Source organism: Neobacillus drentensis (assembly GCF_036965245.1).
Lineage (GTDB): Bacteria > Bacillota > Bacilli > Bacillales > Cytobacillaceae > Neobacillus > Neobacillus drentensis_G.
Genome location: NZ_JBALPG010000130.1, coordinates 19,194 through 25,408, shown reverse-complemented (window position 1 = coordinate 25,408; position 6,215 = coordinate 19,194). Strand labels below are relative to the sequence as shown.

Sequence of the window (6,215 nt, the reverse complement as noted above, 5' to 3'; positions counted from 1 at the left end):
CTTAAAATTTGTAGGCCACAAAATTTTGGTCGCCATTTTCTCCCATACATTCATTAGATCTTAAAGCTTATAAAATTTCCATCCATGTCTTCGCTGCAGTAGCTAAGATTAATATTCCCATAATGACTTGCAAAACCTTCGTATTAACCCTTTTCCCTGTATTAGCTCCAATAGGTGAAGCTATTAAACTAGCAACAACTATGATAAGCGAAGGTAGGAATTCCACTTGTCCCGTTGAGATTTTTCCGGAAACAGATCCTATAGATGAAATAAATGTAATGGCTAACGAAGAGGCAATTGTCATTCTTGTAGGGATCTTTAAAACAACCAGCATAATTGGTACTAATAGAAATGCGCCTCCCGCACCTACAATACCAGCCCCAATCCCAACGATGAAGGCAAATAACGCTGCTAGCCACTTGTTAAATGTCACTTGTTCTAAAGGAATATCATCTATTCCTTTTTTAGGAATAAACATCATAATAACGGCAATCATCGCTAAAATTCCATATACGATATTAATTCCGCTCTCCGGCATGTGAGTTGAGCTGAAACCTCCAATAAAACTTCCGATTAAAATACTTATTCCCATATAGGCAATGAGTGTTTTATTTAAAAACCCGCCTTTACGGTAAGCCCAAACTCCGCCAATTGTCGCAAAGAAAACTTGGATTGCTGTAATTCCCGAAACTTCATGTGCTGTAAAATGACCTACACCAAGGACAACTGGAATATATAACAACATCGGGAAGTTGATGATGGCTCCACCTATGCCTAACATCCCAGAAATAAATGAACCTACAAATCCTATTAGGAAGATGGTAATGATAAAGCTAATATCCATGTCGTCCTCCTTTAGAAAAGGGAACCTTAATTGGTTCCCTTTATAGTTTACCCTTTTTTAATCCAAAATTTAAACACTCCGTTTTCTTCCTCGTCTTTTAAAATCTCATGTCCACCTGATTTAGCCCAGGCTGTTAGATCATTTTTTGACCCTTTATCTGTTGTATGAACTTCTAATACTTGATCTGTTTCAAGCTCTCCAATGGCTTTTTTTGTTTTAACAATTGGCATTGGACAAGCTAAACCTTTTGCATCTAATAGTTTTGTTGATTCCATTCTTATACTCCTTTGTTTAGTATTATCGAACCGCACAACGGTTTGGTCCGATCTCCATTTCACTTTGTTTATCTAGATCAGGATTGATTTTTCCCATATTCGTTTCACGAATTTCTTGATATGCATTTGGCTGCGGTGGTAAGTTTTCTGTTACTATTTTTCTGAATTCAGTTTCATCTTCAATTTTAAGACCATGATTATTTGCAAACAATGTACCTAATTTTTCTGACACACTACCGTCATCGTTTAACTCGTCAATAATCATAAAATGAGCAGGAAGCACAATAAGCTCTTTTGATAATTCTTTGTAAAGGCTGTAAAGTGTTCCTCTTAAATCTTCCACCCAGTCTTCTGCCTTACCTGCTAGGTCAGGTCTTCCAATTGAATCAATAAATAAAATATCACCTGAAAGTAGGTATTTTTTATCCACTATAAAAGAAGTAGATCCAATCGTATGACCTGGAGAATGTAATGCGTGTATATTAATAGAAGTATTTCCTATTGCAACATCATTACCGTCTTCTAATGGCTGGAAATTAAATGTTACTTCTGTTGCATCTTTTGGTGGCAGCCAGTAGGTTGCGCCAGTTTTTTCAGCGATCATACGCCCTCCTGAAATATGATCCGCATGAAGATGCGTATCAAAAACATGAGTAATTTTTGCACCGATATTTGCGGCAAAATCAAGAAAGATATCAGTCATACGTGTTGCATCAATAAGGGCTGCCTCACCATTGGAAACAACCATGTAGGATAAACAGCCTTTGCCAATTCTGACAAACTGATAAACTTCGCCTCCATCATTTAAGTTACCAACTTTAACCGGTTCTAAATGTTCACTCCATGCTTTCATTCCACCCTGAAGATATGACACCGTTATTCCAGCATCAGACAGCATTTCTGCTATCATAATGGAAGAACCTTCCTTAGCACAAACAACTAATACCTCTTTATTAGTAGGAATTTTTTCGATAATTTCTTCTACACCATCAAGTAACTCAAAATATGGAACATTTAAATAATCAAAGTTTTCTCCTTCGATTTTCCAATCTTGAAAATCACTTTCATTTCGAACATCTAGAATAAACAGCTCTTCTTTATTCAATACTTTCTTTGTTACCTCTTTTGCTGTCATTAAATTTACAGTCATTTTCCGACCTACCCCCCATGGTATTATTTTGTTTAAAAAAATAAGAATACCCACTAAACAAAAATGCTTATTGTTAGATTCCTATTGTTTTACCGGTCCATTGATTCATGCCTGGTACAACATTGATTACGTTCATAAATCCATTTTTTGCTAATAGCTGTGCAGCAAGATCGCTGCGGTTGCCTGTACGACACAATACAAGTATTTCATTTTCTTTGTTTAATTCGTCCATTCGCTCCTCCAATTCACCTAAAGGGATCGAGATGGCATTTGGAATATGGTTAAAAGCATATTCAGCTGCTTCTCGAACATCGAGAATAACGATGTTTTCATTTGCTTCAAGTCTTTTTTCAAGATCTTCATTATTGATAATATTTTGATGCTTCTTCTCGTTTGTTTCATCATGAAAAGATTTATGAAGATAATGTTTCAGCACTCCGCCTTCTTCTATTGTCCCTAAAAAATGATGACCTGTACTTTCAGCCCATGCTTTTATGTCTGCTTTTGACCCTTTATCTGTCGCTAGAACTTCTAATACTTGCCCTCCCTCGAGATTATTCATAGCCTTTTTTGTTTTTACAATGGGCATTGGACAAGCTAAGCCTTTTGCATCTAATATTACGTTTGCTTTTATGTCTTTCATCATAAACCTCCTGTTTTAATACCTATATGGGTATAATTATTTTTAAAAAAACTATTCTACTTTACCTTCCCAAGCAAGCATTCCATCAACCATGTTGATCGCTTTAAATCCATAGCTTTCAAGAAATTGTGAAGCCCGACCGCTTCTTGCGCCTGAACGGCAGACCATGATATACTCTTTTGATTTATCTAATTCATGCATGCGAAACTCAACTAATCCTAAAGGCATATTTATAGCGCCTGGTATTATTCCAGTCCTTACTTCATCCACTTCGCGAACATCGATGATATTTAATTTATTTCCATCATTTAATAATGCTTCAACCTCTTTTGCAGTAATTTGTCTCATTATATAGACCTCCTTAAAAGTTTAATGAGGACCTTGTGCTCATGTTGACTTAAACATTTGACATTTGGTCCCGCCTTTTATGAAGAGGATACTTTCCACCTATTTTTTTAGATGAATAGATTAACATTCCCCTCTTGTGCATCTGCTAAATATGCTGCAACTCCTGCATATTCAATATGATCTAATAGTTCTTCTTGTTGCAAACCTAACAAATCCATCGTCATTGTGCATGCTACAAGTTTTACATCCTGCTCCTGAGCCATCTCGATTAATTGTGGTAAAGTAAGCGCATTATGTTTTTTCATAATATCTTTGATCATTTTAGGACCAAATCCAGCAAAGTTCATTTTTGAAAGTCCCATTTTATCCGCGCCTCTAGGCATCATTTTTCCAAACATTTTTTCCATAAATCCTTTTTTCACAGGAATATTTTCCTCTTTACGAAGTGCATTTAAACCCCAAAACGTGTGAAAAATAGTTACTTCATGATCATAGGCAGCTGCACCATTGGCGATGATATAGGCTGCCATTGCTTTATCGTAATCTCCACTAAATAAAACAATTGTGGTCTTTTTCTTTTCTGACATGAAATTTACCTCCTGAATTTTCCGTTTAAATACCATTGTGGGTATTTTTCTGGATAAAAAAATTTTCCTTTTATTATCAAAAAAATTAAAATATCATTTTCCTCTTCGTATTTTAATAGTTTATGTCCACCTGATTTTGCTCAAGCAGTCAGATCATTTTTTGGTTTAACAATTTATATAATATACCCACCAGGGTATAATGTCAACTCATATATTTATTTATTTTTTTTCATGCGATGCACTATTTAGTTATTTATCACGTACATCCGATAGGACATAGCTCATTCTTAATCTTTACGTTGGATGAATGGACTTAAGAAATTCTTTTAACTTACAGGTACATTACGAAAATGTCTATAAAAAAGTATGACCTGAGAAACAAGTCATACTCTCTAATTGATTAAATATAAAACCATCGATAACATATTGGAGTAAATCTATATTTTCATTTATTATTTGACTGACTGGATTCCAGTTACTTATTATTTCTTTTTAATCCAAAATTTAATGATCTTATCAATTTGTTCTGTTTTTAAGATCGTATGTCCAGCACTTTTTGCCCAAGCTGGAAGATCATTTAAGGAACCTTTATCTGTCACATGAATTTCTAATACTTGACCGCTTTCCAATAACTCAATACCTTTTTTTAGTTTAACAATTGGCATTGGACAAGTTAATCCACTTACATCCACGACTGAATCGACTTTTATTTCATTTGTATTTTCTACGATCGTTTCCCCGAGGTCATTTGTCATAGTTTCAACAGCATTCTCTATATTACTTCCAAATACAGCGGAATATGTTTTCCAACCACCATCAACATTTTTTACGTGATACCCGTTGTTTTTTAAAATCCGGCTGGCTAAATATCCTCTTAAACCAACTTGACAGCTGACAAATATGGTCTGATCGTTTGGAATTTCTTCTAATTTCTTCCTTAGGTCATTTAAAGGGATATTTATTGAGCCTTCAATAAATCCAAATTCTCGTTCCATTGGTTCACGAACGTCAATTAATAGTCCGCCTTCTGCAACAATTTGATCCACTTCATGCCACTGAATTTGTTCTAATTCACCTTCCATGATGTTAGAAGCTACATAACCAGCCATATTCACTGGATCCTTTGCTGATGAATATGGTGGCGCGTAGGACAATTCTAAATTAGTTAAATCCTCTACGGTTAATCCACCTTTAATGGCTGTTGCAATCACATCAATGCGCTTATCAACACCGTCTGCTCCCACTGCCTGTGCTCCATAGATTTTTCCTGTTCTTTTATCAAAAATTAATTTTAAAGCAATCGGTGCTGCACCTGGGTAGTAACCAGCATGAGAACTTGGGTGAATGTGAACTACCTCATAGGACATGCCTAAACGCTTTAATGTTTTTTCATTGTTTCCTGTAGCAGCAACAGTTAAGTCAAATACTTTTGCAATTGAAGTACCCAAAGTCCCTTGATACTTCTCATTTTTACCCATCATATTATTTGCAGCAATACGCCCTTGACGGTTAGCCGGTCCAGCGAGAGGAATCATTGCCTTAGTTCCGTTAATATAATCAACAACCTCTACGGCATCGCCGATTGCAAATATATCCTTGTTTGAGGTTTGAAGAAATTCATTAACAATAATTCCTCCGCGCTCTCCTAATTCCAATCCTATAGACTTGGCTAATTCATTTTCCGGTCTGACACCGATTGAGAGAATCGTCATATCTGTATCGATCTCAGTCCCATCAGAAAGTTTAACCTTCCTTCCTTGGTCAGCAAATGATTGGACACCATTTTCTAATATTAACTTTACGCCTTTTTCTTTTAAATGAGTGTGTAAAATACTGGCCATTTCAAAATCGATTGGAGCGATAATTTGATTTGCCATTTCAATAATGGTAACTTCTATTCCTCTATCCACTAAGTTTTCAGCCATTTCAATACCAATAAATCCTCCACCAATAACTACAGCCTTTTTAGGATTTTTGATATCAACATAGTTTTTGATTAAATCCGTATCCGGAATATTTCTTAAGGTAAATAATGTTTGGTTTTCTTTTAATCCCGGGATTGGTGGTACAATTGGTCTTGCCCCAGGTGATAATAATAACTTGTCATACGATTCTTCGTAGACTTCCCCAGTTTGTAAATTCTTGATGGTTACTTTTTGGTTTTTAGCATCGATGCTCAATGCTTCACTTAAATTACGAATATCAAGATTGAAACGTTCTGACATTCCTTTTACCGTTTGCACTAATAATTTGCTTCTATCTTTGATGGTTTCACCTATATAGTAAGGTAGTCCGCAATTAGCAAATGAAATATATTCACCACGTTCCACGAGAATGATTTCCACATCTTCACTAATTCTTCTTAATC

The 6,215-nt window shown here is 35.5% G+C and carries 7 protein-coding genes; all 7 read right to left on the bottom strand.

The genetic code is table 11. The features are described 5' to 3' along the window. Window positions 1-67: 67 nt before the first annotated feature. Entirely contained in the window at window positions 68-844 is a 777-nt protein-coding gene (locus tag V7150_RS21850) for a sulfite exporter TauE/SafE family protein (RefSeq protein WP_335522435.1), read from the bottom strand. A gap of 47 nt (window positions 845-891) precedes the next feature. After that, a complete protein-coding gene (locus V7150_RS21845; protein ID WP_335522434.1) occupies window positions 892-1,119 on the bottom strand; it encodes a sulfurtransferase TusA family protein in 228 nt (75 codons plus the stop codon). 22 nt (window positions 1,120-1,141) lie between these two features. Further along, entirely contained in the window at window positions 1,142-2,269 is a 1,128-nt protein-coding gene (locus tag V7150_RS21840) for an MBL fold metallo-hydrolase (protein ID WP_335522432.1), read from the bottom strand. 73 nt (window positions 2,270-2,342) lie between these two features. Beyond that, on the bottom strand, window positions 2,343-2,912 hold the full coding sequence (locus V7150_RS21835) for a sulfurtransferase TusA family protein (RefSeq protein WP_335522431.1): 570 nt from the start codon (window positions 2,910-2,912) through the stop codon (window positions 2,343-2,345). Window positions 2,913-2,963: 51 nt separating this feature from the next. Further along, entirely contained in the window at window positions 2,964-3,260 is a 297-nt protein-coding gene (locus V7150_RS21830; protein ID WP_335522430.1) for a rhodanese-like domain-containing protein, read from the bottom strand. A gap of 107 nt (window positions 3,261-3,367) precedes the next feature. Then, window positions 3,368-3,847 (bottom strand): DsrE/DsrF/DrsH-like family protein, encoded by a 480-nt coding sequence (locus V7150_RS21825; RefSeq protein ID WP_335522428.1) that lies wholly within the window; start codon window positions 3,845-3,847, stop codon window positions 3,368-3,370. A 482-nt stretch (window positions 3,848-4,329) separates the two neighbouring features. Next, window positions 4,330-6,215: FAD-dependent oxidoreductase (locus V7150_RS21820; protein WP_335522426.1), on the bottom strand; the 1,886-nt coding region annotated here is incomplete at its 5' end.